Annotated in this window: 24 protein-coding genes and 1 tRNA gene; 11 read left to right on the top strand and 14 right to left on the bottom strand. The window is 69.0% G+C overall.

Annotation, left to right across the window (positions count from 1 at the left end; translation table 11 throughout):
• Positions 1-86: 86 nt before the first annotated feature.
• The 3 genes from thiE (at position 87) to LHU95_RS10310 (ending at position 2,551) form a co-directional block, all read left to right on the top strand.
• Positions 87-722 (top strand): thiamine phosphate synthase, encoded by a 636-nt coding sequence (gene thiE, locus LHU95_RS10300; RefSeq protein WP_248711271.1) that lies wholly within the window; start codon positions 87-89, stop codon positions 720-722.
• 204 nt (positions 723-926) lie between these two features.
• Positions 927-1,814 carry a PhzF family phenazine biosynthesis protein gene (locus LHU95_RS10305; RefSeq protein ID WP_248711272.1) on the top strand — a complete coding sequence of 296 codons (888 nt, stop codon included), beginning with the start codon at positions 927-929 and terminating at the stop codon, positions 1,812-1,814.
• Positions 1,814-2,551 (top strand): FkbM family methyltransferase, encoded by a 738-nt coding sequence (locus tag LHU95_RS10310; protein ID WP_248711273.1) that lies wholly within the window; start codon positions 1,814-1,816, stop codon positions 2,549-2,551. Before LHU95_RS10305 ends, LHU95_RS10310 begins: the two co-directional genes overlap by 1 nt.
• 249 nt (positions 2,552-2,800) lie before the next feature.
• On the opposite strand, the gene LHU95_RS10315 is transcribed toward LHU95_RS10310, so the two are convergent.
• Positions 2,801-3,262 carry a cytochrome c gene (locus LHU95_RS10315; protein WP_248711274.1) on the bottom strand — a complete coding sequence of 154 codons (462 nt, stop codon included), beginning with the start codon at positions 3,260-3,262 and terminating at the stop codon, positions 2,801-2,803.
• 108 nt (positions 3,263-3,370) lie between these two features.
• Between LHU95_RS10315 and LHU95_RS10320 the strand changes: the two genes are divergently transcribed.
• Positions 3,371-3,447 (top strand) — tRNA-Pro (locus LHU95_RS10320).
• Positions 3,448-3,484: 37 nt separating this feature from the next.
• On the opposite strand, the gene LHU95_RS10325 is transcribed toward LHU95_RS10320, so the two are convergent.
• The 3 genes from LHU95_RS10325 to LHU95_RS10335 form a co-directional block, all read right to left on the bottom strand.
• Entirely contained in the window at positions 3,485-4,969 is a 1,485-nt protein-coding gene (locus tag LHU95_RS10325) for an ATP-binding protein (protein WP_248711275.1), read from the bottom strand.
• A gap of 14 nt (positions 4,970-4,983) precedes the next feature.
• Positions 4,984-5,847, bottom strand: a complete 864-nt coding sequence (locus LHU95_RS10330) for a PhnD/SsuA/transferrin family substrate-binding protein (protein WP_248711276.1) — start codon at positions 5,845-5,847, stop codon at positions 4,984-4,986.
• A 286-nt stretch (positions 5,848-6,133) separates the two neighbouring features.
• On the bottom strand, positions 6,134-6,529 hold the full coding sequence (locus LHU95_RS10335) for a GtrA family protein (RefSeq protein ID WP_248711277.1): 396 nt from the start codon (positions 6,527-6,529) through the stop codon (positions 6,134-6,136).
• Between the two features lie 72 nt (positions 6,530-6,601).
• Between LHU95_RS10335 and LHU95_RS10340 the strand changes: the two genes are divergently transcribed.
• The 4 genes from LHU95_RS10340 (at position 6,602) to LHU95_RS10355 (ending at position 11,176) form a co-directional block, all read left to right on the top strand.
• Positions 6,602-7,444 carry an NAD(P)-dependent oxidoreductase gene (locus LHU95_RS10340; protein WP_248711278.1) on the top strand — a complete coding sequence of 281 codons (843 nt, stop codon included), beginning with the start codon at positions 6,602-6,604 and terminating at the stop codon, positions 7,442-7,444.
• Positions 7,445-7,530: 86 nt separating this feature from the next.
• Positions 7,531-8,079, top strand: a complete 549-nt coding sequence (locus LHU95_RS10345; RefSeq protein ID WP_248711279.1) for a transposase — start codon at positions 7,531-7,533, stop codon at positions 8,077-8,079.
• Complete coding sequence (locus LHU95_RS10350; RefSeq protein WP_248711280.1) at positions 8,076-9,569, top strand: aldehyde dehydrogenase family protein; 1,494 nt, start codon at positions 8,076-8,078, stop codon at positions 9,567-9,569. The genes LHU95_RS10345 and LHU95_RS10350 overlap by 4 nt, the downstream gene beginning before the upstream one ends.
• On the top strand, positions 9,566-11,176 hold the full coding sequence (locus LHU95_RS10355) for an ABC transporter substrate-binding protein (RefSeq protein WP_248711281.1): 1,611 nt from the start codon (positions 9,566-9,568) through the stop codon (positions 11,174-11,176). The genes LHU95_RS10350 and LHU95_RS10355 overlap by 4 nt, the downstream gene beginning before the upstream one ends.
• A gap of 34 nt (positions 11,177-11,210) precedes the next feature.
• Here LHU95_RS10355 and LHU95_RS10360 read toward each other — a convergent pair whose 3' ends face one another.
• Together LHU95_RS10360 and LHU95_RS10365 are read right to left on the bottom strand one after the other, a co-directional pair.
• Positions 11,211-11,471 (bottom strand): hypothetical protein, encoded by a 261-nt coding sequence (locus tag LHU95_RS10360; RefSeq protein WP_248711282.1) that lies wholly within the window; start codon positions 11,469-11,471, stop codon positions 11,211-11,213.
• Between the two features lie 104 nt (positions 11,472-11,575).
• Complete coding sequence (locus tag LHU95_RS10365) at positions 11,576-12,433, bottom strand: isocitrate lyase/PEP mutase family protein (protein ID WP_248711283.1); 858 nt, start codon at positions 12,431-12,433, stop codon at positions 11,576-11,578.
• A 118-nt stretch (positions 12,434-12,551) separates the two neighbouring features.
• Between LHU95_RS10365 and LHU95_RS10370 the strand changes: the two genes are divergently transcribed.
• Positions 12,552-13,634, top strand: coding sequence for an alpha-hydroxy acid oxidase (locus LHU95_RS10370; protein WP_248711284.1), 1,083 nt, complete (start codon positions 12,552-12,554; stop codon positions 13,632-13,634).
• 65 nt (positions 13,635-13,699) lie between these two features.
• Here LHU95_RS10370 and LHU95_RS10375 read toward each other — a convergent pair whose 3' ends face one another.
• From LHU95_RS10375 to yajC, 7 genes are all read right to left on the bottom strand, one after another.
• A complete protein-coding gene (locus LHU95_RS10375) occupies positions 13,700-14,038 on the bottom strand; it encodes a hypothetical protein (RefSeq protein ID WP_248711285.1) in 339 nt (112 codons plus the stop codon).
• 105 nt (positions 14,039-14,143) lie between these two features.
• Positions 14,144-14,776 carry a class II aldolase/adducin family protein gene (locus tag LHU95_RS10380; protein WP_248711286.1) on the bottom strand — a complete coding sequence of 211 codons (633 nt, stop codon included), beginning with the start codon at positions 14,774-14,776 and terminating at the stop codon, positions 14,144-14,146.
• Positions 14,766-15,377 (bottom strand): glutathione S-transferase family protein, encoded by a 612-nt coding sequence (locus LHU95_RS10385; RefSeq protein WP_248711287.1) that lies wholly within the window; start codon positions 15,375-15,377, stop codon positions 14,766-14,768. Before LHU95_RS10385 ends, LHU95_RS10380 begins: the two co-directional genes overlap by 11 nt.
• Positions 15,374-15,574 (bottom strand): hypothetical protein, encoded by a 201-nt coding sequence (locus tag LHU95_RS10390; RefSeq protein WP_248711288.1) that lies wholly within the window; start codon positions 15,572-15,574, stop codon positions 15,374-15,376. The genes LHU95_RS10385 and LHU95_RS10390 overlap by 4 nt, the downstream gene beginning before the upstream one ends.
• Before the next feature lie 166 nt (positions 15,575-15,740).
• Positions 15,741-16,715, bottom strand: a complete 975-nt coding sequence (locus tag LHU95_RS10395) for a tripartite tricarboxylate transporter substrate binding protein (protein ID WP_248711289.1) — start codon at positions 16,713-16,715, stop codon at positions 15,741-15,743.
• 90 nt (positions 16,716-16,805) lie between these two features.
• Positions 16,806-17,711: an alpha/beta hydrolase gene (locus tag LHU95_RS10400; RefSeq protein ID WP_248711290.1), complete on the bottom strand. Its 906-nt coding sequence runs from the start codon at positions 17,709-17,711 to the stop codon at positions 16,806-16,808.
• A gap of 30 nt (positions 17,712-17,741) precedes the next feature.
• Positions 17,742-18,074, bottom strand: coding sequence for a preprotein translocase subunit YajC (yajC, locus tag LHU95_RS10405; protein WP_248711291.1), 333 nt, complete (start codon positions 18,072-18,074; stop codon positions 17,742-17,744).
• Between the two features lie 86 nt (positions 18,075-18,160).
• Here yajC and LHU95_RS10410 point away from each other — a divergent pair, with 86 nt between their 5' ends.
• Both LHU95_RS10410 and LHU95_RS10415 read left to right on the top strand, forming a co-directional pair.
• Positions 18,161-19,003 (top strand): ATP-binding protein, encoded by an 843-nt coding sequence (locus tag LHU95_RS10410; RefSeq protein WP_248711292.1) that lies wholly within the window; start codon positions 18,161-18,163, stop codon positions 19,001-19,003.
• On the top strand, positions 19,000-19,605 hold the full coding sequence (locus LHU95_RS10415; protein ID WP_248711293.1) for a pyridoxamine 5'-phosphate oxidase family protein: 606 nt from the start codon (positions 19,000-19,002) through the stop codon (positions 19,603-19,605). Before LHU95_RS10410 ends, LHU95_RS10415 begins: the two co-directional genes overlap by 4 nt.
• A 3-nt stretch (positions 19,606-19,608) precedes the next feature.
• On the opposite strand, the gene ychF is transcribed toward LHU95_RS10415, so the two are convergent.
• Positions 19,609-20,703: a redox-regulated ATPase YchF gene (gene ychF / locus LHU95_RS10420; protein ID WP_248711294.1), complete on the bottom strand. Its 1,095-nt coding sequence runs from the start codon at positions 20,701-20,703 to the stop codon at positions 19,609-19,611.
• Positions 20,704-20,718 lie beyond the last annotated feature (15 nt).

The following is a 20,718-nucleotide window of genomic DNA, read 5'->3' on the forward strand; positions in this document are numbered from 1 at the left end:
CTGCCCTGCCGCCTGGAAATTCGCCGGGCCCTGAGCCCGATGCCTGGCCGCCTTCCCAAAGCCGCGCTCCCGCGCGAAACAGGGACATGGACGAGACCTGCCGCCTTTATCTGATCACGCCGCCCGCCCTCCCGCCGGGCTTTGAGGATCACCTCGCCGCCGCGCTCGATGCGGGCGATGTCGCCTGCCTGCAATTGCGCCTGAAGGATGCGCCGCGTGACGAGGTGAAGCGCGCCATATCCCGCCTGATGCCCATCGCGCAGCAGCGCGACGTGGCCTTCATCCTGAATGATGACGCGCCACTCGCGGCCGAGATGGGCTGCGATGGCGCGCATCTGGGCCAGTCGGATGGGGATCATGCGGGGGCGCGCATGCTGCTCTCGGGGAAGATCCTCGGCATCACCTGCCATGCCTCCCGCCACCTTGCGATGACGGCGGGCGAGATGGGGGCCGACTATGTGGCCTTCGGCGCCTTCTTCCCGACGGCCACGAAGGAAACCCAGCATGTGGCGGATGCCGAATTGCTGGCCTGGTGGAGCGAGATGATGGAGGTGCCCAGTGTTGCGATCGGCGGCATCACCGCGGAAAATTGCGCGCCGCTGGTCCGCGCCGGGGCGGATTTCCTGGCCGTGGTGGGGGCGGTGTGGAACCACCCCGAAGGCTCGGCCGCCGGTGTGCGCGGCATGAATGCGGCGATCCGGCAGGCGCGGGGCGGGGCGTGACGCTCAGGCGCCACTGGGATTGCCATAGGTCGGCGGGGACATGCTCGGGCTGACGACGCAGCCGGTGAGGGCGAAGCCCAGCGCCCCCAACAGGATCAGCCGGCGAATCAACCTGGTCATTGGCCGCTTCCCCAAGACTTTCTGGCGCAAAGCATAGATACTCCATGCTGCGCATCTCAAGAAAATCATAAGGGCACCGCGACGATGGAGTTGGAATTCGAGACCTGCGACGTCTTCACCACCACCCGTTTCGGCGGCAACCCCCTGGCGCTCGTCTTTGGCGCGGATGGGCTGGAGACCGAGGCGCTGCAGGCCATCGCGCGTGAATTCAACCTCAGTGAGACGGTGTTCATCCTGCCGCCCGAGCGCGAGCCGGCCGATGTTCGCCTGCGCATCTTCACGCCCGGGCTGGAACTGCCCTTCGCCGGCCACCCCAATGTGGGGGCGGCGGTGATGATCGCGCGCCGGATCGGCCATGAGGGCGATGTGCTGGTGCTCGAACAGCCGGCCGGGCATGTGACGGCCTGGCTGACGCGGGCGCCGGGCGGGCAGCCCGTGGCGGCCGAGATCGAAGCGCCGCGCCCGCTGACTATCGGCGCCACGCTGGACCGCGCCGCCATCGCCGATTGCGCGGCGCTCCCGGTCAGCGCCATTCATGTGAATGCGCATCCGCCGCTGCTGGCCGGCTGCGGCGTGCCCTTCGCCATCGCCGAGGTGGAGGATGTCGAGCAGCTTTCGGCCGCCACACCCGATATCCTGGCCATGCGCAAATGCTTCGGCCCGCTGCCAAGCCCGCCGGTGGGGCTGCTGCTGCACACGCCGCTGGGTGTTGGCCGCAGGCGCGCGCGCATGTTCGCACCCTTGAATGGCGTGGTGGAGGACCCGGCGACGGGTGGCGCCAATGTCGGCCTGGCCGGGTTGCTGCTGCATCTGGCGGGGGGTTCCGCCCTCGCGCTGGAGGTGGAGCAGGGGGCCGAGATCGGCCGGCCGAGCCAATTGATCCTGGCCGCGCGGCGCGACCCTGACGGCACCATCCGGGTGCGCGTCGGCGGTGGCGTGGTGCCGGTCTCGCGCGGGGTGATCAGCATCTGATGGAAGAACTCGAATTTCACCGCGCGCTGCATCGGCCGGGCACCTTGCTGGATATCGGCGCGCATGACGGGCTGCTGACCATTCCCCTGGCGCGGCTGCCCGGCAGCCGCGTGCATGGCTTCGAGCCCTTGCCCACCGCGATGGCGCGGCTGCGTGCGGCGCTGATCGCCGCCTTCGGCGAGGTGCCCGCCCATGTGACCCTGCACCCCGAGGCGCTGGGCGCCGCGCCAGGTGAGGCGATGCTGACGCTGCCCGTGCTGGGCGGCGTGGCGCAGGAGCAGTGGGCCAGCATCAGCAAGGATTACGCCGAGCACCGCAGTGTGACGACGCAGGCCTTTCGCGTGCCCGTCATCACGCTGGACAGCTTGGCGCTGCAAGATGTCACCGCCATCAAGCTGGATGCCGAAGGTGCCGAGCAAGAGGTGCTGCAAGGTGCCTGCGCCACATTGACGCGCTGCCGCCCGGTGCTCTCGGTCGAGATCGAGGAGCGGCACCGGCAGGGCAGCACACGGGACGTGCCGGCGCTGCTGGCTTCGCTCGGCTATGAAGGGTGGTACTGGCATGCGGGCGGGCTGCAGCCGCTCTCCCGCTTCGATGCCGCCACCATGCAGGTGGCAAGCCCCGACCCCGCGATTTTCGCGGCGTCAGACCCTTATATCTTCAGCTTTTTCTTCCTGCCGGTCGAGCTGGCAGCTGGGATGCTCACGTCGGATCGCCTCAACGCCACTTTGCGTTGAGGCGTGAATCCGCCGGGGAATTCGCACGTCGGATCGCCTCAACGCCGCTTTGCGTTGAGGCGTGAATCCGCCGTGGTTTGCCTACGTCGGACCGCCTCAACGCCGCTTTGCGTTGAGGCGTGAATCCGCCGTGGTTTGCCTACGTCGGATCGCCTCAACGTCGCTTTGCGTTGAGGCGTGAATCCGCCGGGGAATTCCCGCTTCGGATCGCCTCAACGCTGCTTTGCGCTGAGGCGTGAATCCGCCGGGTCAGCGTGCCCGGAAGGGGCGGTGGCAATCGCCGCAGGCGGCGCCCGTCGCCTGCACGGCGGCCTGGAAATTCGCGACATTGCCCGAGGCCGCGGCCTCGCGCAGGGCGACGAGGCGCGGGCCCAGGGCGGTCAGCGCGGCATCGAAGCCGGCGCGGTCCGTCCAGATCGCGGGCAGGGCGCGGGTGTCGAGGCCGGGGGCGCCTTGCTGCGTGCCAGTCGGGAAGCGCGTGCCCATGGTGGCGAACCAGGCCTGGATGGCCGTGATGCGCTGCACCGTCTCGCGCGGGTCCCCGCCTGCACGGGCGACGGCGGCGACGGCGGTCATGTTCTCGCCCGCGGCCTTGAGGCCTTCGCGCCGCTCGGTCACCACGGCGCCGAGGTTGGTCTGCGCCACCGCGTCCAGCAGGGGGGCTGCCCCCATCATCGCCACCAGTCCCAGGCCTGCGAACCAAAACTTCATGCGATCTCTCCTGTCGGGCGCCGGCGGTCATCCTTCCGGCGGTGGCATTCTTCCACGCTCCGGCTTGCCGAGGAAGTGCTGGGCGGCTAAGACCCCTCCAGCAGGCGTCGGAGTGTAGCTCAGCCTGGTAGAGCACCGTGTTCGGGACGCGGGGGCCGGAGGTTCGAATCCTCTCACTCCGACCATTTCCTTCCTTCGCAGCGGGCCGTGGGCCCTCTCTCCTCAGACCATCTCGGCGGGCAGTTCGAACCAGAACAGGCTGCCTTGTCCCGGCTGGCCATCGGCGCCGATCACGCCGCCCAACAACTCCGTCACATGCCGGCAAATCGCAAGCCCGAGGCCGGAGCCGCCAAAGCGCCGCGTGCTGGAGCTTTGCGCCTGGGTGAAGCGCAGGAACAGGCGCGGCCGCAACTCCGGGGGAATGCCGATTCCGGTATCGCGAAGCTCCACCCGCAGGAAACCGCCGGTGGCGCTGCGCGGCCGCCAGGTGACGCTGACCGTGACCCCACCCGCATCGGTGAACTTCACCGCGTTTTCCGCAAGATGCCCCAGCAGCTGCGTGATCCGCGCGGGGTCGGTGCGCAGGTTCGGCGGCAGATCGGGCGCGAGGTCGAGGCTCCAGCCCAGGCCCTTGCGGCGTGCGGCCGCGGCCGCCGGGGCCAGCGCCGGCGCGAACAGGCCGCGGGTGGGAACCAGCACCAGATGCAGCGGCGTGCCGCCCGTCTCGAACAGCGACAATTCCAGCACATCATTGATCAGCCGCAGCAATTGCTGGCCCGAATCGAGGATGGCGCCGATCGCCTCGCGGTCCTCGGCGCTGCGGCCGGGGTGGTCGAGCACCTGGGCCATGCCGAGAATCCCGTTGAGGGGGGTGCGCAGTTCATGGCTCATATTGGCCAGGAACTCGCTTTTCGCGCGCGTCGCGATCTCGGCCTTGTCGCGCGCGTCGCGCAGATCAAGCTCGCGCAGGCGGGCGTTTTCCAGCAGCACGGCCTGGGCCGCCTCGCTCGCCATCAGGGCGCGCAGGCGCTGGCGCATGGCGGCGGCCATCTGCGCGAAAGCGAGCGTCAGCCGCGCCACCTCGTCATGGCCTTGGGCGTCGAGCGTCACGTCGTAATCGCCGTCACGGATGCGCTCGGCCGCCGCTTCCAGCCGCCGCATCGGCAGGAACAGCATGCGGTTGCCGATTTCCACCAGCGGCACCAGCAGGGCGAGGCAAGCCAGCCCGACGATGAGCGCGCCGCGCAGCAGCGCCAGATGCGCCGCCTGCAGCGGCTCTCGCGAGAGGCCGAAATGCAGCATGCCCAGCCGCTGCCCCGCGAGGGCGATGGGGATGCTGTAGAGCTGCCGCTCCTCGCCATCGGCCATGGTGAAGCGCCCGGGCTGGGGCATGCCATCGCCAAAGGACCAGCCCTCGCTTGCGATCAGCTGCCCGCGCGCGTCCAGCAGCACCATATGCGCGAAGCTGCCCGCGGCCACGCCCTCCCGCAGGACGGCCTGGACGGTCGCGTAGTCGCGCTCGGCCATGGGGGTGGCGAGTGCGGTCTCCAGGATGGGGCGGACGGCGACGGCGCGGGCCTGCAACTCGGCCTCCAGCGCGCGGAGCACCAGGCGGTCCTGCATGAAGGTCAGCACGCCGGCCAGGGTCAGCAGTGCTAAGGCCGCAAGGCAGAACAGCTTCAGCCGAAGGGAGAGCCGGGCGAGCATCGCGGGGCGGGCGGTCAGGGCGCGCGCAGGAAGGCGCGCGTTTCATCCACCACGTCATCGAGCTCCGCGAGATCGGCCGGTGTGACGGGGCGGATGGCGTTGAAGCCGGTGGCGGCGAAAAACGCGCGGCCCGCCTCACTCTCCGGCAGGCGGCCGATGGCGGCGGTGACGCGCGCCGATTCCGCCTGGTCCAGGCGCGGCCCGAGCAGCACCAGGAAGCCCGGCACGCGGGTGAATTCCTGCCAGATGACCAGATTCTCGCGGATGTCGGCGCGGATCGCGTTGAACTCACCCCGGCTCATCACCGCGGCGCGGGTTTCGGGCGTGTTGAGCAGCTGGGCGAGGCTGTCCTCGTTGCGCGCATGGGTGGCCGAGGCGTCGCGGCCGATTTCCATGCCCTGGGCGCGCAGCCAATGGATGAATTTCAGCGCCACCAGCGATTGCGGATTGGTCATGGCGACGGTCAGGCCGCGCAGCTCCGCCGCTGAGGCCAGGGGCCGGCTGCGCAGGGTGACGATCAGGCCGGGGATGCGCGGCTCATAGATGGCGATGGGCCGCAGCCCGGCATCCAGCTGGGCCACGCGGCCAAGATTGGCGGCGGTGACGACCAGCCCGTAGGCGCCGGCCACGCTGCGCTCATGGAAGGCTTGCAGCCCCGGCGCGGTCACCACCTCGACCGCGCGGCCGAGTTCCTGTTCGAGGAAGCCACGGAAGGGTTGGTACTGGCCGAGCAGGATGCGCGTGCTGACATTGGGCATGACGCCGAATTGCAGCGGCGCGGGCTGCGCCGAGGCTGGCGGCAGCCCAACCAGAAGGGCGCCGCCCGGGAGGGCGTGGCGGAGCAGGCTGCGGCGGGTGGGTGCAAGCATCACGGCCATACTTTCGTCATCGCGCCCGGACCCGCATTCCAGGCTGCAACCTCGGGAATAGCGGCAGATGCGGCCAAAGCCAAACGCTATCCGGCTAAATCCGTGGCGGCGGCCGCGCGAAAGATGATCATGCGCGGATGTGGCGCGAATGATTCACGCCCCTGGCGAAGCGGCCAGGGCCGATCATGCGCGGATGTGGCGCGAATGATTCACGCCCCTGGCGAAGCGGCCAGGGCCGATCATGCGCGGATGTGGCGCGAATGATTCACGTCCCTGGCCAAGCGGCCAGAGCCGATCATGCGCGGAAGACATACCGCCGCGAGAGAAAGAAGTTGATGAACATGCCCGCGACCGAGCCCGCCGCGACCCCCAGCACCGGATGGGCGGCCACCAGCGGCGTGGTGGCGATCAGCGCGGCATAGGTGCCGTAATTGGCCGCGAAGCCGACCAGGTTCAGCGCCACGAAGCGCCCCCATTGGGTGGCCACGGGCGCATCGCGATTGGCCGTGCGGAAGGTCCAGGCGCGGTTCAGCGCGAAGGTGGTGCTGGCCGCCGCGAGGTAGGAGAGGACGCGCCCGCCATAAGGGCCCAGCCCCAGCGCCAGCATGCCCAGCAGCACGGCCGAATCCACCAGGAAGCCCACCGTGCCCACCACGCCGAAGCGGAGGAACTGCTCGATCATCTTGCGCATGGTCCCGGTTTTCGGCGGCTGGCATGGCGCAATTGCGGCGGCGGCCTATGCTGCCGTTTTCGTGAGGTGGCGATGATCGGGGTTGTCGGGCTCGGGCAGATGGGGGGTGCGATGCTGCGCCGGCTGCGCGCCGAGGGGCAGTTGGTGCTGGGCTTCGACCTGGACCCTGGTCTGCGTGAGGCGGCGCGCCAGGCCGGCGCCGTCGCCTGCGCCTCGCCCATCGGGGTTGCGGCACCGCTGGTCGTGTTCTCGCTGCCGCATGCCGCCGCGGTGCAGGCGGTGCTGGCCGCGCTGCTGCCCCATCTGCCGCCCGGCGCGGTGATCGCCGATACCTCCACCATCGAGCCCGCGCAGGCGCGGCTCTTTGCCGACCAGGCCGATGCGGCGGGGGTGGCCTATCTGGATGCGCCCGTCTCGGGCGGGCCGGCGGGTGCGGCCTCGGGCCAATTGGCGATGATGGTGGGGGGCTCGGCCCGCGCACTGGAGCGTGTGCGCCCCGCCTTGCTGCTGCTGGCCGCGCGCATCATGCATGTGGGCGAGAGCGGGGCAGGGCAGGTGGCCAAGCTGGCGAACAACCTGCTGGTGGCGACCCATCTGGCGGCTGCGGCCGAGGCGCTGCGCGTGGCGGCGCGGGCCGGCGTGCCGCCCGAGGCCATCCTGCCTGTGATCAACGCCGCCTCCGGCCGATCGGCCGCGACGGAGGTGAACTGGCCGCGCTGGATTTCCAGCGGGAGCTTCGATTCCGGCTTCACGGCGGGGCTGATGCGCAAGGATGTGCGCCTTGCGCTGGCGCTGGCGGCGGAAGTGGGGGCGGAGCTTTCGGTGTGTGGGGCGGCGGCTGCCGTGTGGGCGGAGTCGCCGGTGGCGGATGGCGAGGAGTTCAATCGGGTGGCGGCGGGGATCTTCGGGGGGTGAGAGGCCAAGCGGGAAACGCCGTTCCCGCGCGGTGGATTGTCGCGATTCCCTTGACTTTTTCGCCATTTACGGCATATTTTCCTAGGATGACCCAGCGCATCCCCTTCACCGCCCTCACCGACCGCCAGTGGGACGCCCTGCGTCCGCATCTGGCCCGCGCCGCCCCGCAGGGCCGCCCGCTGGCCGATCTCCGCCAGCGCATGAACGGCATGTTTCACCTGATCGCGACCGACGCCCCCTGGCGGGAGGTCCGGCCGGAATACGGGCCCGCCGGTACTGTCGCCCGGCATTTCCGCCGCCTGACGCAAGCCGGGTTGTGGGAGCGCTTGTTGCAGGCCCTGGCCGATCTCGGGCCCCGCCACCCGTTGCAGCAGTTGCGGCGGATGATCTTCCGCGCCGCCCGGCGGGCTTACCGGATGCGCGGTTTGGGCATCATCGTCCTCGCCAGGCGCCTGGGCTTTCTTGGCGCCCTGCCCGATCCGGATTTTTCCAAAAGGCTGGTGGCGCTGCAAATGCGCCATCGTGAAAATTTCGGACCGTTCGTGCAGCGATGGGGGAGAGCCTTGCGGAATTTGATGGGGATGGTGGGTGGGCGGGCGCATATCCCGCGCTGCTTGCGGATTTGCATGGCATGAGCCGCGCCTGCGGCGTGCTCCAGGCCAGGCTGGACCAGTGGTTCGGCGGGGCGATCCCGGGCGCGGTGATCGCGGGCCAGGCGCATCCGGGGGGCGGAGCCGCCATGCCCCTGGCCGATCCGGTCACGGGCACGCCGCTCACGGAATATCGGCTGGCGGGTGCCGCTCTCGCGCGTGAAGCGGCACGCCCCGCGCCCGAATGGGCGGCCCTGCCGGCCGCCGAGCGCGGCCGCCGGCTCTGGGCGCTGGGGGCCGCCATCCGTGCCGAGGCGGAGGCCCTGGCCCTGGCCGAATGCGCCAATACCGGCAAACCGATCCGCGATGCGCGGGCCGAAATCGCCCGCGTGGCGGAGATGGCGGAGTATTACGCCGGCTGGGCCGACAAGATCGAAGGCCGCACCATCCCGGTCCCCAGCGGCCAGCTGGTCTATCTGCGGCCTGAGCCCTTTGGCGTGGTGCTGGCCATCACGCCCTGGAACGCGCCGCTCTTCACGGCGGGTTGGAACGCTTTTCCAGCCCTGGCGGCGGGCAATGCGGTGGTGCTGAAACCCTCCGAATACACGCCGGTCACCTCCCTGCGCCTCGCGCAGCTCGCGCAGGGTGCGGGGCTGCCGCTGCATGTCGTGGCCGGCGGTGCGGCGGAGGCGGAAGCGCTGATCGCGGCCGAGGCCGTGCAAAAACTCTGCTTCGTCGGTGGCCCAGCGACGGGCGCGCGGGTCGCGGCCCTCTGCGCCGCGCGCGCCCTGCCGCATGTGCTGGAGCTGGGCGGCAAGAGCGCCAATATCGTCTTTGCCGATGCGGATCTCGCAGCCGCCGTGCAAGGCGCGCAGCAGGCGATTTTCGCGGGGGCCGGGCAATCCTGCGTGGCAGGCTCGCGCCTGCTGGTCGAGGCCGGCATCGCTGATCGCTTCGTGGCGGCCCTGGCCGCGGCGATGCGGCGCATCCGCATGGGGGACCCGCTGGATGAAGCGACCGAGCTCGGCCCCATCACCCATGCGCGGCAATGCGCCCATGTGCGCGGCATGGTGGCGGGGGCGGCGGCCGAGGGCGCGCAGGTGATCACGGGCGGCACAGCGCTGGCGGGCTGCTTCGTGGCGCCCACCATCCTCGACGGGCTGGGCAGCACGGCGGCCGCTGTCAGCGAGGAAATCTTCGGCCCCGTCGTCGTCGTGCAGCGCTTCACGGATGAGGCCGAGGCGCTCCGCCTCGCCAATGCCACGCGCTTTGGCCTGGCCGGTGCGGTCTGGACGCGGGATGGCGCGCGGGCGCATCGGGTGGCGGCGGGGCTGCGCGCGGGCACGGTCTGGATCAATGGCTACCGCAGCATCCATGTCTCGGTGCCGTTTGGCGGTTTCGGCGCTTCGGGGCATGGCCGCTCCTCCGGCGCGGAAGCGCTGACGGAATACGTGCAAATGAAGGCCGTGTGGGTCGAAACGCGGCCCGAACCCGTGCTAGGCTTCGGGCACAGACCTTCGGGAGACCAGATATGATCCAAAGACGCCAGATCCTTGCCGGGGCGGCAGCCCTGCCGGCCGCCAGCCTTGCGGCGCCCGCCATGGCGCAGCCGGCCCAGGCGCGCACGCTGCGCTATGTGCCGCATGCCAACCTGCCGAATATCGACCCTTTCACCAACACCTCCTTCGTGGCGCGGGACCATGCCTTCCTGGTCTATGACCAGCTCTACGGCATGGATGAGCAGTTCCGCCCGCAGCCGCAGATGGCCGAGGGCCATGTGGTGGAAAATGACGGCCTGCTCTGGCGCTTCACCCTGCGCGAGAACCTGAAATTCCATGACGGCACGCCGGTGCGTGGGCGGGACTGCATCGCCTCCATCAAGCGCTGGGGCCGGCGCGACGCCTTCGGCCAGGTGCTGCTGAGCCGCGTGGCCGACATGACGGAAGTGAGCGACCGCGTCTTCACGATCCGGCTGAACACGCCCTTCCCGAAGATGCTGGATTGCTTCGCCAAGGTGACCACAAGCTGCCTGTTCATCATGCCCGAGCGGCTGGGCAATGTGGACCCCTTCACCAACATCACCGAAGCCGTGGGCAGCGGCCCGTATCGCTTCATCGCCAATGAATGGGTGCCGGGCTCGCGCCTCGCCTATGCGCGCAACGCCGATTACGTGCCGCGCCAGGGTGAGGCCTCGATGACGGCGGGCGGCAAGGTCACGCATTTCGACCGCGTGGAATGGCTGATCATGCCGGATGCCGCCACGGCCTCGGCCGCGCTGCAATCGGGCGAGATCGACTGGTGGGAACAGCCCACGGCCGATCTCTTTCCGCTGTTCCTGCGTGGGGCCGCCGCGCGCAACATCCGCGTGGACATCATCAACGGCACCGGGCTGATCGGCATCTTCCGCCCGAACCACACGGCCGCCCCCTTCAACAACCCGGCCGTGCGCCGCGCCGTGCTGACCGCCATCAACCAGATGGATTTCATGACCGCCGTGATCGGCGATGCTGGGGTGGAGGGCCGCCCCAATCTGCGGCGCGAGGGGATCGGCTTCTTCGCGCCTGAAAGCCCCTCGGCCAGCACGGTCGGGCTGGACCGGCTGCGCAAGAGCGTGGATGCGGCGCGCGCCGAGATCCAGGCGGCGGGGGCCATGGGCCAGCGCCTCGTGCTGCTGAACGCGACGGATCTTTCCTCGATCAACGCGGCGACGCTGGTCGGCGCGGATCTGTTCCGCCGCATGGGCTTCAATGTGGACCTGGTCAGCACCGACTGGGGCACGCTGGTGGCCCGCCGTGGCAGCCGCAACCCGTTGGACCAGGGCGGCTGGAGCGGCTTCTTCACCTTCTGGTCGGGCGTGGATCACTGGAATCCGGCGAGCCATGCCTCGATCCGTGGCCATGGCGAGAATGCCTGGCCGGGCTGGCCCACCATCCCCGCGATGGAAGCCCAGCGCGATGCCTGGTTCAGCGCGCCCAATGCGGCGGCCGAACTGGCGGCCACGACCGAGATGCAGCGCATCGCCTTCGAGGAAGTGCCCTATGTGCCGACCGGCATGTATTACCAGCCCACGGCGATCCGGCGGAACCTGACCGGCTTGCTCAAGGGCCAGCCGCCGCTGTTCTGGAATATCCGGCGCAGCTGAGGCCAGTGGGAAGGACGGCCCCGCGTGGCCGCCTTCAATCGAAGCAGGTGACGTGCACCACCGCGACATTCGCGGTGGTGCCGACCGTGATACGGGCCTGCTGCGCGAGTGGGGCGCCGCGCGTCTGCGGGGCGCCGTTCGATGTGACGCAGAAGAGCGTTGCGGTCTGTCCGCGCGCCACGCCGTAGCTTTGCCCTTGCAGCACCTGCTGGCCCTGGGCGAAGGCGAAGCCCCCCGCCAGGATGGCGCCCACCGCCGCACCGGCGACGAAGGCGCTGAAACGCCATTTTTCCATCACATCTCAACCCTCCGCGTGTGATGGCGTGAGGATAGCGAACCCACGCACCCGGGCGCGATGGAAATGCGCCGATGCCACCCATCGGCGGCTCCGATGGCCGTTCAGTCGAGGAAGCGCCGCATGGCGTCGCTGTAGGGCGCTTCGCGCGTCCAGCGCGCCATGGCGCCCTTCTCCGGCAGGCCAGTGAGGCTGCCGGGCGAAGCCCCGTCCCGCAGGGCCTTCAACGTCGCGTGAATGGCCTGGGCCGCCGCCTGGGAGGGCGCGTGGCCCTGCAATGCGATGCGCACGCCGCGGCTGGCGAGATAGGCGCGGTCGGTGATCTCGGCGCTGAGCGTCCCCAGGATGAGGGGCTGCTTCGCCACCTCGGCCGCCGCGTCCAGTTCGGCCCGGGTGGTGACGCCGGTGAGGAAGATGCCATCCGTGCCGCAGTCATTATAGGCGCGGATGCGGGCCAGGCAGTCATCGCGGCTGGTCATGCTCATCGCACCGGTGCGGGCAAAGATGCAGAGGCTCGCATCCACCCGCGCCGCCACGGCTGCGCGCATCTTGCCCACTCCTTCCGCGATGGAAATCAGGCGCGGCTTCGCGGCGCCGAAGGGGCGCGGCAGGTCGGTATCCTCGATGGACATGGCGGCGATGCCGGCCACCTCCAGCTCCTCCACCGTGCGCTGCACATTGAGCGCATTGCCGTAGCCGTGATCGGCATCCACAACGAGCGGCAGGGTGCCGGCGCGGGTGATGCGCCGGGCCTGGGTGGCGAATTCGGTCAGCGTGATCAGGATGTGATCCGGCGCGCCCAGGATGGCGAGGGAGGCGGTGGAGCCGGCGAACATCCCCAGCTCGAACCCCAATTCCTCGGCGATGCGGGCCGAGAGCGGATCATGCACCGAGGCGGGGTGGATGCAGGCCGCCCCCTCAAGCACGGCGCGGGCGCGGTGGCGGCGTTCGGTGGCGTTCATCAGGCTCTCCCCCAGGGTTGGGGGGATTGTCGCGCTTGTGCGCCGGAACCGCGAGAGGGGGGGCTTCCGAATTCATCCGCACAAGATAGCTTTGCCCAGAACGATGCGGAGAAACGCCATGCGCAATTTTGAAGAACGCTTCCAGGTCCTGCACGAATTCGTGAAGGCCGCGAAGGTGAAACTGAACGCCAATGTCTGGGACTACCTGGTGGGTGCGACCGAGACGGAAACGACGCTCGCCCGCAACCGGATGGCGATTGACACCGTGGCGCTGCGCCCGCGCGTGCTGAATGATGTCTCCAAGGTGGATGCCAGCGTGGATTTCTTCGGCCACCGGATCCGCCTGCCGGTGTTCTGCGCGCCGGTGGGCTCGCTGGAGAGCTTCGAGCCGGGCGGCGGTGTCAGTGTCGCCAAGGGCTCGGGCGCCTTCGGCATCCCCTTCATGCTGAGCAGCGTGAGCCAGCCCGGGCTTGAGGCCTGCGCCAAGGCGGCAACCGGCCCCAAGGTGTTCCAGCTCTATGTGCGCGGCGATGACGCCTTCGTGGATGACTATGCGGAACGGGTGATCGCCGCCGGCTATGACGCCTTCTGCATGACGGTGGACACGGCGCATTACTCACGCCGCGAGCGGGATATCGCCAAGCGCTTCGTGAAGACCTGGCGGGCGGCCAATACCGGCATGGACCACCAGGCCGCACTCTCCTGGCGGGAAGTCGCGCGCTTCAAGCAGAAGCACAAGATCCCGCTGATCCTGAAGGGCATCGGCACGGGCGAGGATGCGGCTATCGCCTGCGAGCATGGGGTGGATGTGATCTACGTCTCCAACCATGGCGGGCGCCAGCTGGATGGTGGCCGCGGCTCGCTCGATGTGCTGCCCGAGGTGGTGGAGGCTGTCGCCGGCCGCGCCAAGATCATGGTGGATGGCAGCTTCAGCCGCGGGACCGACATCGTGAAGGCGGTGGCACTTGGGGCGGATTGGGTGGGTCTTGGACGCCTCTACCTCTATGGCCTCGCGGCCGAGGGTGCGGAGGGGATCGAGCGGCTGCTGGAAATCCTGGAGGATGAGGTGATCAAGGCGCTGGGGCTGACGGGGGTGAACAGCTTCGGCCAGCTCAACCGTGGCCATGTGCATCTGGGCGCGCCGCCCGTGGTGTTCCCCTCCGTCCACAGCGCATTTCCGCTGCTGAAGGAGGGGTATTAAGCGCAGGGCCCGTCTGGCAGATCGGCTTTGCGTGTTGCTGCAAAGCCGATCCGCCGGTGAATGCCTCAGCGCGCTTCCATGCCGCTGCGCGTGGCGACGATTTCGCTCGTCACGCAGATATCAATGCGCATCAGCTCGGCCGTCTGGCCGTTGGCCCAGACGATCTTGAAGTCATTGGCGCCGGCGTTGCGCGCGCGGAAGCGCATGGTGGCGCCGTTGACGAGCACATTGGTGCCGAGCTGATCGGTGCCCCAGCTGCGCTGCGCGCTCGAGCCGAAGTAGAATTCCTGCACCGTGGCGCCGGAGCGGTTCACCAGGGTGAAGCTGGTATCGCACTGGGCGCTGGCAGCGCCGGCGATGCCGGTCGTCATCAGGGCGGCGAGGAGGAGGCGGCGCAATTTCATGGTTCTATCCGTTCGCGTGTGGCTCAAAACACGCGAAACCTCCAGCGTTTCGGGAAAAGCGTCAATAAATGCTTCGGCATGGGCGCGGGTAACCGGTCCGTGTGGTCAGGTCAGCCTGCCATAGCCGTCGAACTGCGCGGTGACGGCCACCATTTCACCGGGCGTCAGCAGCACCGGCGCCAGCCCCGCGCCCAGCAGATCGAGATATTCGGCCGCGAGGTTTTCCACCTCCCGCGCCAGCGTTTCGGCGGCGGCGAGCGTGGTGCCGAGTGCTACGACGCCGTGATTGGCCAAGAGGCAGGCGCGGCGGCCGGCCAGCGCCACGACGGCGGCCTCGGCCAGCGCCTGGGTGCCGAAGGTGGCATAGGCCGAGCAGCGGATGTCATCGCCACCGGCCAGCGCGATCATGTAGTGAAACGGCGGCAATCCGCGCCGCGCACAGGAGAGGGCCGTGGCGCGCGGGCTGTGGGTATGCACGATGGCCTGCACCTCGGGCCGGGCGGCGTAGATCTCCGCATGCAGGCGCCATTCGGAGGAGGGGCGGCGCTCGCCCGCGAGGACCGTGCCATCCAGCGCCACATCCACCAGCGCGTCCCCGGTCAGTGCCGCATAGGGCAGGCCCGAGGGCGTAATGCGAAACCCGCCCCCCAGCCGCTGCGAGACATTGCCCGATTTGCTCGGCATGAAGCCCAGCGCATCGAGGCGCCGGGCCGTCTCGATCAGGGCGTCAGGCTGCATCGCGCAGCGCGCGGGCGGCCAGCGCCGCGGGGCGGTTGAAGCAGCGATCGAGCCAGGCCTTCACCTTCGCGTGGCCGCCGAAATCGAAGTTGTTGGACCAGGCGCCAAAGAGCACGCCAGCCAGGTTGCAATCGGCGATGGTGAAGTCATTGCCGAGCAGATAGGGATTGGCGCCCAACTGGCCCTCCAGCACATCGAGCCGCGCCGAGAGGCCGGCCGCACCCGCTGCCGCCTGGCCGGCATCGCGCTCGGCCGGGGGGCGGAGATAGGTGTTGTAGGCCCATTGCATCGCGGCGGGCTCGGCCTCGGTCGCGGCCCAGAGTGTCCATTGCATCGCGCGGCTATGGTCATCGCCACCGGGGTTGAGCGGCGCGCCGGCCCGGGCCGCGATGTGCAGGTTGATGGCGAGGCTTTCGAACAGCACCAGCGCGCCATCCTCCATCGCGGGGATCTTGCCGTTGGGGTTCACCTTGAGATGGGCGGCGGATTTCATGCCGGGGCCAAAGCCCACCGGGATCACCTCATAGGGCAGGCCCGCTTCCTCGGCCGCCCAGATGCAGCGGAAGGCGCGGGATTTGGCGACGCCGTGGATGCGGATCATGGTTTGGTTCCCTGGAGTTTGGCGATGGATTTGGCGTGCTCGACGGTGCTGCGCTGGAAGCGCACGAGCAGCGCCGCCCAGATGATGAGCAGCAGCAGCGCCCAGAAAAACCCGACATAGGTCAGCGCCATGGCTGCGCAGACCACCCAGCCCAGGGAGAGCACCATGCCCTGGCGCAAAAGGGCGATGAGCGGCATGGCTGGCCTCAGCCGCGCAGGCGCTGGGGGCAGGGCGGAGCGGTCATCCGGCACTGCCTCGCGCGGGGGGGATGGTGATCGGCACGCAGCTGCATGGGGCTTGGTTTGTGGCAGATATCGCGCCCTGGCAAGCGGGCAAGTCACGTCACCCCGGCCGGATTTCGCATCATCCGCCGGGGCGCAGGCCCAATTCGCGCACGGTCTCGATCTCCTGCTGGTTCACCGCGATGGCGTCATTCGCATAGGCCTCGCTGTCCAGGTAGCGCACCGGCATGTCGAAGCGGGCCAGCACGGCCAGATGCTGCGGGTCATGCACGGCGCGCTTGAAGGCGTCATGGATGATGTTCACCGTCGCGGGCGGCGTGCCGCGCGGTGCGGCGATGCCATAGGCGCTCTCGGCCACCACATCATGGCCGAGTTCGCGGAAGGTCGGCACATCCGGGAAGCGGACGGCGCGCTGGGACATCCACAGCCCAAGCGGACGGACCCGGCCCTCCAGCGCCATGTCGGCCCAGGCCGAGGTCTCGGCCGAGAAGTGAATCTGCCCGCCCAGCAGGTTCTGCAGATTGGGCGCGGCCCCGCGAAACGCCACGGCCGTCCATTCGATGCCGAGCAGCCGGGCGAGGCGCGTCATCGCCACATCGGTCGTATTGGCGCCGGGGGTGCCGTAGAACAGCGTGCCGGGGTTGGCGCGGGCGTGGTCGAGCAATTCGCGCAGGCTGCGCCAGGGGGCATCGGGGCGCACCACCACGCCGCCCATATAGCCCACCATGCGGATCACCCAGGTGAAATCCTGCAGGGGGTCGAAGGGCGGCGGCATGTTCTGCGCGCGCATCATCGCCGGCATGCGGAACACGCCATTGGGCATCTGGCTGAGCGTGTAGCCATCCGGCCGTGCCTCCCGCGCCAGGGCCTGCGCGCCGAGCGTGCCCGAGGCGCCGGGCTTGTTCTCGACGATGATGGCCTGGCCCAGATGGCGCGACGCGATCTCGCACACCATGCGCATCTGGATGTCGGTGGCGCCGCCCGGTGTCCAGGGGACGTAGACGCGCAAGGGCTTGTCGGGGAAGCGGCTCTGGGCGAGCGCCAGGCTGGGCGCAAAAAGCCCCGCGGCCAGGGTTGCGCGGCGTGTGATCGGCATTCGGGGGCTTCCTCGCTTTTCGACGAGCCTGCGTGGTTTGCCGGGCGCGACGCAACAGGGCGCTTCGCGGCTGCGAGATGCGCTGCGGCGTCAGGCCAGATCCAGCAGAGCGCGGGCGAAGGCGGCGGGCGCTTCCTGCGGCGGGTTGTGGCCCACGCCTGGCAGGAGGCGACGCTCGAAGCGGCCGGTGAAGCGGGGCGAGGGCTGTGCGGGGGGCGGGTTCACGCCATCCGCCGCGCCATGCAGATCGAGCGTGGGGACGGTGATGGGGGGCAGCTGGGCCAATGCGGCCTCGATGCCGTCATGCGCGGGATCGCCGGGGACCAGGCCGAATCGGTGGCGGTAGGAGTGCAGCACCACCTCGACGAAATCCGGATTGTCGAAATGCGCGGCGCTGGCGGCGAAATCCACCTCGGTGAAGCGCCATGCGGGCGACCAGAGGGACCAGAGCAGGCGGCAGAATGCGGCGCGGTTCTGTGCCAGGCCGCGCGCCCCGCGCTCCCCATGCAGGTAGAATTGATACCAGTGCCGCATCTCGCGTTCGGGCGGCTGCGGTTCATTGGCGCGGGCGATGTCCTGGATGTTGTAGCCGGTGCAGCTGAGCAGGCCGGCGCAGCGCGCGGGGTGCAAGGCTGCCACCACGCAGGCGGCGCGGCCGCCCCAATCATAGCCGGCGAGGATGGCGGAAGGGATGGCCAGCGCATCCATCAACGCCAGGAGATCAGCGCCGAGCGCGCCCTGCGCGCCGGAGCGTGGCATGCCCGGCTTCAGCCGCGTCTGCCCATAGCCACGCAGATGCGGCACGAGGAGGCGGTGCCCCGCCAGATGCGGCAGCAGGCCGTCATAGCAGCGGGCCGAATAGGGAAAGCCGTGGAGCAGGATCATCGGCAGCCCCGTTTCGGGGCCGTGCTCCTCCACGGCGATACTCAGTTGCGGCGTTTCGACCAACCGCAGCCGCATGGCCTCAGCCACGGACATGGTGGGCGGCGGGGCCATGGTCAGACCGGCCGCCGCGCCACATCCCGCTCAGCCCTTGGCGTCGTTGGCGGCTTCGGGCCGGATCACGCTGCCGATGGTGCCGCGCACCACGGTGACGCGCACATTGGTCGCGATTTCGATCTCGACCTCGTCCGAACCATCCTTGACCGACTTGATCTCACCGAGGATGCCGCCGGCCGTGATCACGCGGTCACCGCGCTTCAGGCTGGTCAGCATGGCCTTGTGCTCCTTCATCTTCTTCTGCTGCGGGCGGATCAGCAGGAAATAGAAGACGACGAAGATCAGCAGCAGCGGCAAAAGCTGCATGACGATCGCGCCGGCACCGGCGGCGTCCTGGGCATAGGCGGGGGAGATGAGCATCGGGCCTCGCAATGGGGAAAGGGATGCAGGGCAGATGAACCGCCCGAAGGCTTGCGTCAACCGTTCAGCAGCGCTTCAAGCGGGGCATGGACACTGAACTCCTCGCCCGCATCGCCGCCGCCCTGGAGCGGATCGCCCCACCGCCGGCCCCGCCGCCCCGCCTGGAAGGTGCCGATGCCTTCGTCTGGCACCCCGCCCAGCAGCGCCTGGCGCCGGTGGCCAAGGTCAGCCGGGTGGACCTCGTTCTGCTACAGGGTGTGGCGCGGCAGAAGGACATCATCCTGGAGAATACGCTGCGCTTCGCGCGGGGTTTTCCGGCCAACAACGCCATGCTCTGGGGCGCCCGCGGGATGGGCAAATCCTCCCTGGTGAAGGCCGCCCATGCCGAGGCGAACCGGCTGCATCCGGGCTCGCTCGCGCTGATCGAAATCCACCGCGAGGATATCCGCACCCTGCCGGAGCTGCTGGGCCATCTGCGCGTGCAGGAGCGCCGCGCCCTGGTGTTCTGCGACGATCTCTCCTTCGAGAAGGAGGATGCCGACTACAAGGCGCTGAAATCCGTGTTGGATGGCGGGATCGAGGGGCGGCCGGCCAATGTGCTGTTCTACGCCACCTCCAACCGCCGCCACCTGATGCCGCGCGACATGATCGAGAATGAGCGTGGCAGCGCCATCAACCCGAGCGAGGCAGTGGAGGAGAAGGTCTCGCTCAGTGACCGCTTTGGTCTTTGGGTCGGCTTCCACAATTGCGACCAGGACACGTTCTTCGCGATGATCGAGGGCTATGCCGGGGCGATGGACCTGCCGGTGAGCCAGGAGGAATTGCGGGCCGCTGCCGTCGAATGGTCCGTGACACGCGGCGGGCGCTCGGGGCGCGTGGCCTGGCAATTCATCCAGGAAATGGCCGGGCGGTTGGGGGTGAAGGGGTGAAGTTCCTCGCCACGCTGGAAGAACTGCACGCGCTCTACGGCGCGCCGGGCGCGGCCTCCGTGCAGAAAGAGGCGCCGCGCGTGACGCCGGAATACCGCCGCATCATCGAGGCGGCGCCCTTCATGGCGCTGGCCACCAGCGGTCCCGAGGGGCTGGATTGCTCGCCGCGTGGCGATGCGCCGGGGCAGTTGGTGCGCATCCTGGATGAGGTCACGCTCGCCCTGCCGGACCGGCGCGGCAATGACCGGATCGACAGCCTGCGCAACATCATCCGCGACCCGCGCGTGGCGCTGATGTTCCTGATCCCCGGCCACGGCAATGCGTTGCGGATCAACGGCACTGCGCAACTCACTGCCGATGCGGCGCTGTGCCAATCCTTCGCGATGGACGGCAAGCTGCCGCGCAGCATCGCCATCATCCGCATCGAGACGATCTATTTCCAATGCGCCCGCGCGCTGATCCGCGCGAAGCTGTGGGAGCCGCATGCGGTGCCAGAGCTGCCGACGCCAGGTCAGATCCTGGCGGCGCTGACGGCGGGGGAGGTGGGCGGTGCCCGCTATGATTCCGAATGGCCGGAGCGCGCCGCCAAGACGATGTGGTGAGCCTCAGACGTTGAAGCGGAACAGCATCACATCGCCATCGCGCACGATGTAGGTCTTGCCCTCGACGCTCATCTTGCCGGCTTCCTTGGCACCTTTTTCGCCGCCCAGCGCGATGTAGTCGTCATAGCCGATGGTCTCGGCCGCGATGAATCCGCGCTCGAAATCGCCATGGATCACGCCCGCCGCCTGCGGCGCCGTCATGCCGCGGATGATGGTCCAGGCGCGGGTTTCCTTGGGGCCGACGGTGAAATAGGTGATCAGGCCCAGCAGGTCATGCCCCGCGCGGATCACACGATCGAGGCCACTGTCGGAGAGGCCCAGCGTTTCCAGGAACTCGCCGCGGTCGGCCTCGGCCATCTGGGCGATCTCGGCCTCGATGGCGGCGGAGACGACGACGGCGCTGGCCTTCGCGGCTGCGGCGAATTCCATCACCCGCTGGCTATGGGCATTGCCCGTCGCGGCTGCTGCCTCATCCACGTTGCAGACATAGAGCACGGGCTTGGTGGTCATCAGGCCGAGGCGCTTGGCGGCCTCCTCCTCACCCTTGGGGATGGCGGTGCGGGCCGCGCGGCCGGCTTGCAGGGCGGGCAAGAGAGCTTCCACGAGGGCGAGCTGCGCGGCTGCTTCCTTGTCATTGCCGCGCGCCTTCTTCTGGAGGGCGGGCAGGCGCTTTTCCAGGCTGTCGAGGTCGGCCAGCATCAGCTCGGTCTCGATGGTCTCCATGTCGCGCAGCGGGTCCACGCTGCCATCCACATGCGTCACATCACCATCCTCGAAGCAGCGCAGCACATGCACGATGGCATCCACCTCCCGGATATTGCCGAGGAACTGGTTGCCCAGCCCTTCGCCCTTGGAGGCGCCGCGCACCAGGCCCGCGATATCCACGAATTCGAGGCTGGTGGGGATGATCTTCTGGCTTTTCCCGATGGCCGCCAGCTTTTCCAGGCGTGGGTCCGGTACGGCAACACGCCCGATATTCGGCTCGATGGTGCAGAAGGGGTAATTCGCGGCTTGCGCGGCCACGGTCTGCGTCAGCGCATTGAACAGGGTGGACTTGCCGACATTGGGCAGGCCCACGATTCCACAATTGAAGCCCATCGGGTCAGTTCCGTT

Origin of the sequence: Sediminicoccus sp. KRV36, from assembly GCF_023243115.1 — a bacterium.
Taxonomy (GTDB): Bacteria; Pseudomonadota; Alphaproteobacteria; order Acetobacterales; family Acetobacteraceae; genus Roseococcus.

Excerpts from the sequence above, each read along its gene's own strand:
- LHU95_RS10370 (WP_248711284.1), top strand. The coding sequence starts at position 12,552 with ATGCGCAATTTTGAAGAACGCTTCCAGGTCCTGCACGAATTCGTGAAG.
- LHU95_RS10410 (WP_248711292.1), top strand. The coding sequence starts at position 18,161 with ATGGACACTGAACTCCTCGCCCGCATCGCCGCCGCCCTGGAGCGGATC.
- LHU95_RS10345 (WP_248711279.1), top strand. The coding sequence starts at position 7,531 with ATGACCCAGCGCATCCCCTTCACCGCCCTCACCGACCGCCAGTGGGAC.
- LHU95_RS10380 (WP_248711286.1), bottom strand. The coding sequence starts at position 14,776 with ATGCAGCCTGACGCCCTGATCGAGACGGCCCGGCGCCTCGATGCGCTG.
- LHU95_RS10305 (WP_248711272.1), top strand. The coding sequence starts at position 927 with ATGGAGTTGGAATTCGAGACCTGCGACGTCTTCACCACCACCCGTTTC.
- LHU95_RS10355 (WP_248711281.1), top strand. The coding sequence starts at position 9,566 with ATGATCCAAAGACGCCAGATCCTTGCCGGGGCGGCAGCCCTGCCGGCC.
- LHU95_RS10340 (WP_248711278.1), top strand. The coding sequence starts at position 6,602 with ATGATCGGGGTTGTCGGGCTCGGGCAGATGGGGGGTGCGATGCTGCGC.
- LHU95_RS10360 (WP_248711282.1), bottom strand. The coding sequence starts at position 11,471 with ATGGAAAAATGGCGTTTCAGCGCCTTCGTCGCCGGTGCGGCGGTGGGC.
- LHU95_RS10365 (WP_248711283.1), bottom strand. The coding sequence starts at position 12,433 with ATGAACGCCACCGAACGCCGCCACCGCGCCCGCGCCGTGCTTGAGGGG.
- LHU95_RS10330 (WP_248711276.1), bottom strand. The coding sequence starts at position 5,847 with ATGGCCGTGATGCTTGCACCCACCCGCCGCAGCCTGCTCCGCCACGCC.
- LHU95_RS10385 (WP_248711287.1), bottom strand. The coding sequence starts at position 15,377 with ATGATCCGCATCCACGGCGTCGCCAAATCCCGCGCCTTCCGCTGCATC.
- LHU95_RS10325 (WP_248711275.1), bottom strand. The coding sequence starts at position 4,969 with ATGCTCGCCCGGCTCTCCCTTCGGCTGAAGCTGTTCTGCCTTGCGGCC.
- yajC (WP_248711291.1), bottom strand. The coding sequence starts at position 18,074 with ATGCTCATCTCCCCCGCCTATGCCCAGGACGCCGCCGGTGCCGGCGCG.
- LHU95_RS10375 (WP_248711285.1), bottom strand. The coding sequence starts at position 14,038 with ATGAAATTGCGCCGCCTCCTCCTCGCCGCCCTGATGACGACCGGCATC.
- LHU95_RS10335 (WP_248711277.1), bottom strand. The coding sequence starts at position 6,529 with ATGCGCAAGATGATCGAGCAGTTCCTCCGCTTCGGCGTGGTGGGCACG.
- ychF (WP_248711294.1), bottom strand. The coding sequence starts at position 20,703 with ATGGGCTTCAATTGTGGAATCGTGGGCCTGCCCAATGTCGGCAAGTCC.
- LHU95_RS10315 (WP_248711274.1), bottom strand. The coding sequence starts at position 3,262 with ATGAAGTTTTGGTTCGCAGGCCTGGGACTGGTGGCGATGATGGGGGCA.
- LHU95_RS10310 (WP_248711273.1), top strand. The coding sequence starts at position 1,814 with ATGGAAGAACTCGAATTTCACCGCGCGCTGCATCGGCCGGGCACCTTG.
- LHU95_RS10395 (WP_248711289.1), bottom strand. The coding sequence starts at position 16,715 with ATGCCGATCACACGCCGCGCAACCCTGGCCGCGGGGCTTTTTGCGCCC.
- LHU95_RS10390 (WP_248711288.1), bottom strand. The coding sequence starts at position 15,574 with ATGCCGCTCATCGCCCTTTTGCGCCAGGGCATGGTGCTCTCCCTGGGC.
- thiE (WP_248711271.1), top strand. The coding sequence starts at position 87 with ATGGACGAGACCTGCCGCCTTTATCTGATCACGCCGCCCGCCCTCCCG.
- LHU95_RS10350 (WP_248711280.1), top strand. The coding sequence starts at position 8,076 with ATGAGCCGCGCCTGCGGCGTGCTCCAGGCCAGGCTGGACCAGTGGTTC.
- LHU95_RS10400 (WP_248711290.1), bottom strand. The coding sequence starts at position 17,711 with ATGGCCCCGCCGCCCACCATGTCCGTGGCTGAGGCCATGCGGCTGCGG.